This is a genomic window from Opitutales bacterium, assembly GCA_013215165.1.
Taxonomy (GTDB): Bacteria; Verrucomicrobiota; Verrucomicrobiia; order Opitutales; family JABSRG01; genus JABSRG01.
Map to the genome: position 1 here is coordinate 1 of JABSRG010000125.1, position 3,305 is coordinate 3,305.

Below are 3,305 nucleotides of genomic sequence, written 5' to 3' on the forward strand. Positions count from 1 at the left end.
GAGTAATAGCTCCTCTCTTTTACGGTGATCGTTGTATATCCAGTGCAAAGAACTCCCCGTCCCCTCAATTGCACCCGATTCTATACCGTCGAATTGGTCTAAGTCATAGACCGACAACGATCACGACAAAAAAGAATTCCGCCCCTATTCCACCCCTTACACGACCAAAACCGAGCGTTCTTCCCCAAGGAAACGCAGAGCCTCAGCTCGGTATCCAGAGTCGCATCAACGGCGACTCAGTGTCTGAAACGTGCACAAACGGACGCTTACGCCACAACCCGATTCTCAAAGCCTTTTACGACAAACTGATCAACAATGGGAAGCCTCCAAAACTCGCGCTAACAGCCGTGATGCGTGTGCTAATCGTGCTGCTCAACCGCATCCTCAAAACCCCAATTTTGTCCTTGAATGAAAGACCATTGCTGCCCCCTTTTGCGTCCCTCATGCAGGGTCATCGCACACAGAGCTGCCCGCAATTGCCCCTGTCCCGCCAGCGCCTCAGCATAGCCACAGAAACGATAATCCTTCGGATCATCCACCAGCTTTGCTCGCACTGGATTCAAGTCGATATAGGCCGCCACCGTCCGCAGCACCACCGGATCGTCTTCGACAACAGTGCTTTTAAACCGATCGCACCACACCGGGTCATAACGCCGGCAACTGCGATTAAACCAAATCGAAAAACGCTGCTTCAGCGTTTTCATAAATTCGTCGTGTTCTCATCTTTCAGAAAGACAAAAAATCTGCTGAAGTGTCTAAATATGTATTAACGTCTCTTTTTTTTAAAAAACCAATTTGTGCACCGTGGATAAAATCTGCTCAGAGCATCAAAGTGCAATAAGTTTTAGCCCTTCGATTCGGGTAAAGTGGGCATCTCTTGCCAATAGCGTGCAGCCATGCTGCATGGCCATCGCTGCAATCCAGATATCGTTAAGCGGGATACGCTTACCTTCCGCCTCGAGCTGATGAATGACTGCTGCATAAACTCTAGCCGTGGCGAAATTGACATCGATTGCTTGAGTTCGATCAATGATCGCTTCGATCTTAACCTCCTCCTTGGAAGGTCGGCTACACTTGCGCGCGCCAAATTAAAGTTCTCCTACACTGACAGAAGGCAGGTAAACGACTTCGGCCTGATTCATAGCTTCTCTGGCTACATCACTGCCTTGAAAGTAGGCCAGCACGGCGCTGGTATCCAAAACAATCCTAGTATTCATCGATACGCTCGAAGGCCTCGTTTATAGCGCGTTCCATTTTATCAACTTCTCCAGCTTCCATGCATCCGACGAGGTCGTCAAAACGTCCTTTGGGTCGGTCGGTTAGGCTGTCGATGTAATGCGAGACGGCTTCCAGCTTATCCTCTGGGAGGACTTTTAGTTTCTCCATGGCGCTTTCTAATGCAGTCATAATACGTTTAATTTGCCCATTTGCCTCAAAACGGCAAGTCAACTGTCGTCGTCCTCGATTTCGGCTTTGAGTTCATCGAACACCGTGTTTCCCACCTGGGCCGGATGCGTCGCTGTGTAGATCTCCCTGAGCTTTCTAATCGCTACCTGGAAATAGATCTGCGTCGTCGATAAATCAGCGTGATCAAGTGATTGCTGAATCACGCAGAATGGTGACTAAATACACCCTCCCCAAAGAGTGCATTCTTGACTAAATACAACAACGCCTCCACGCCCAGTTACAGAATCCAAAACGATTCCACCAAGACCGACGGATGCTCCTCTACGCAATCACATGGCCGGCCACATGGCTCGAACAACGCGCCCTCCCCATCACCGCCCAACACTACGAGCAGCTCCTCACCGACCGGATCGACGCCATCGTAACACACGGCCAGCCTGAGCGCTACCGAGACTACGTCCCCGCCTACCTACTCAAAACCATCCAGCAATGGTTCAACCATCACGGGGACACCCTCTACGAACAGCTCAAACACATCCGCAACCAACTCCATAGCATCGACATCCTCCTCAACCCCAACCGGTCAAAAAACCGCCCCGAAGACATCGTAACGCCCCTGGCCCAAGCCCACCACATCCTACACCGCCAAAAACGTCGCAAACATCCCCCACAACACGACCCCAACCCCAACCCTCAGCAACTGACCCTTCTATAAAAAAGAAAGGCCCGATGGATAAAACCCATCGGGCCTTTTTCATCGTAAGCCTACGACAAAAATGAGCACAAAATACGACCTCAATCCGGCAAAACCGCCCAAAACTCTACGACGACAATTTGAGCAAAATTACGATGTCAAAAAAAGTGGTAATACCTAATACCTGGAACGGAGGGAGGACTCCGCGGAGGCTACAGCCAAAGCGGAGCACCCCGGGAAGGATGAGAGCAGAGGCGGTGATCCGGTGTCGCAGCGTAAGCAAGCACCTGGCGACGACTGTGCTCGCTGGGGACGTTCGATTGGTTCCGAGGGCAGTGAACTAGAAAAGGAGGATTAAGGTTAAGAGAAGATTTTAGCTTTCAGAGCTAACTATTCATCTAGAATTCTATGTAATAAACTCCATCCTGATATAGAAGATTCCGAGTCACCGCTTCTAGCCAACTCTAATACTTCTAAGAAGCCCGGAGCATGTTTCCGTTTAATACCCTGATTGTAAGTCATATTGAGGTTAACAATAATTTCCTGAACCAAACTTCTGTAGTCTTTTTCAGGATATTCAGGTTCGTCAATTATTACATCCTGCAACCGATCAAATTCAAGCAAGATGTCCTCTTCTGAAAGCCTTCCTTCATTCCATCCTGCTACTGCACGGATGGACTCTTCTATTAACCAAAGATACTTATCATTTGAGATCATTTTACATGTATCTTTTCAATGGTTCGCCGCAAATGGTTAACTACTTCAATCGTTTCACCTCCAGACTTACTCGTTTGACGATATATAACTCGTAACGTGTCTGACTCAAATATGTCCAAGGCCCTACTTGGGTTTCTACCAGTTAACTGACTGAATACAGAGGTGGCAGACTGACTCGCTTTAAAGTGCGTGAAAAACTGAATATAGCCGCCAGATTTACCAGATTTTATCCACTTAAACGTGTTTTTCGCAGCAGTTCCAATTCCCTTCAAAGGTCCAGCAGGACCTGGTGAAATAAAGTTAGCTGCTGGATGAACTCCACCCATCACTCTCGTGTTCTGTTCTACTCTCTCACTGTATAAATAAGGTGCCGTTGGAGAAGAATTCGCCTCAATATAAGATGATAAAAAAGCACAGCCATCCCATAAGACCTGATGGCGGAGATCAAACCTGAGTATTGATGGGCTGTAGCGGTTGATCGTGTCTA

At 48.3% G+C, this 3,305-nt stretch carries 6 protein-coding genes; 1 reads left to right on the forward strand and 5 read right to left on the reverse strand.

What is annotated here, in order from left to right:
- Positions 1–359 precede the first annotated feature (359 nt).
- The 4 genes from HRU10_15210 to HRU10_15225 all read right to left on the reverse strand — a co-directional run bounded on the left by HRU10_15210 (position 360) and on the right by HRU10_15225 (position 1,610).
- Complete coding sequence (locus HRU10_15210; GenBank protein ID NRA28581.1) at positions 360–704, reverse strand: hypothetical protein; 345 nt, start codon at positions 702–704, stop codon at positions 360–362.
- Between the two features lie 123 nt (positions 705–827).
- Entirely contained in the window at positions 828–1,043 is a 216-nt protein-coding gene (locus HRU10_15215) for a PIN domain-containing protein (protein ID NRA28582.1), read from the reverse strand.
- Between the two features lie 163 nt (positions 1,044–1,206).
- Positions 1,207–1,407 (reverse strand): hypothetical protein, encoded by a 201-nt coding sequence (locus tag HRU10_15220; protein ID NRA28583.1) that lies wholly within the window; start codon positions 1,405–1,407, stop codon positions 1,207–1,209.
- A gap of 38 nt (positions 1,408–1,445) precedes the next feature.
- Positions 1,446–1,610 (reverse strand): hypothetical protein, encoded by a 165-nt coding sequence (locus tag HRU10_15225; GenBank protein NRA28584.1) that lies wholly within the window; start codon positions 1,608–1,610, stop codon positions 1,446–1,448.
- A 110-nt stretch (positions 1,611–1,720) separates the two neighbouring features.
- Here HRU10_15225 and HRU10_15230 point away from each other — a divergent pair, with 110 nt between their 5' ends.
- Positions 1,721–2,122 (forward strand): hypothetical protein, encoded by a 402-nt coding sequence (locus HRU10_15230; GenBank protein ID NRA28585.1) that lies wholly within the window; start codon positions 1,721–1,723, stop codon positions 2,120–2,122.
- 369 nt (positions 2,123–2,491) lie between these two features.
- Here the strand turns inward: HRU10_15230 and HRU10_15235 are convergent, their stop codons facing one another.
- On the reverse strand, positions 2,492–2,818 hold the full coding sequence (locus HRU10_15235) for a hypothetical protein (protein ID NRA28586.1): 327 nt from the start codon (positions 2,816–2,818) through the stop codon (positions 2,492–2,494).
- Between the last annotated feature and the right edge of the window lie 487 nt (positions 2,819–3,305).

Excerpts from the sequence above, each read along its gene's own strand:
- HRU10_15220 (NRA28583.1), bottom strand. The coding sequence starts at position 1,407 with ATGACTGCATTAGAAAGCGCCATGGAGAAACTAAAAGTCCTCCCAGAG.
- HRU10_15235 (NRA28586.1), bottom strand. The coding sequence starts at position 2,818 with ATGATCTCAAATGATAAGTATCTTTGGTTAATAGAAGAGTCCATCCGT.
- HRU10_15210 (NRA28581.1), bottom strand. The coding sequence starts at position 704 with ATGAAAACGCTGAAGCAGCGTTTTTCGATTTGGTTTAATCGCAGTTGC.
- HRU10_15230 (NRA28585.1), top strand. The coding sequence starts at position 1,721 with ATGCTCCTCTACGCAATCACATGGCCGGCCACATGGCTCGAACAACGC.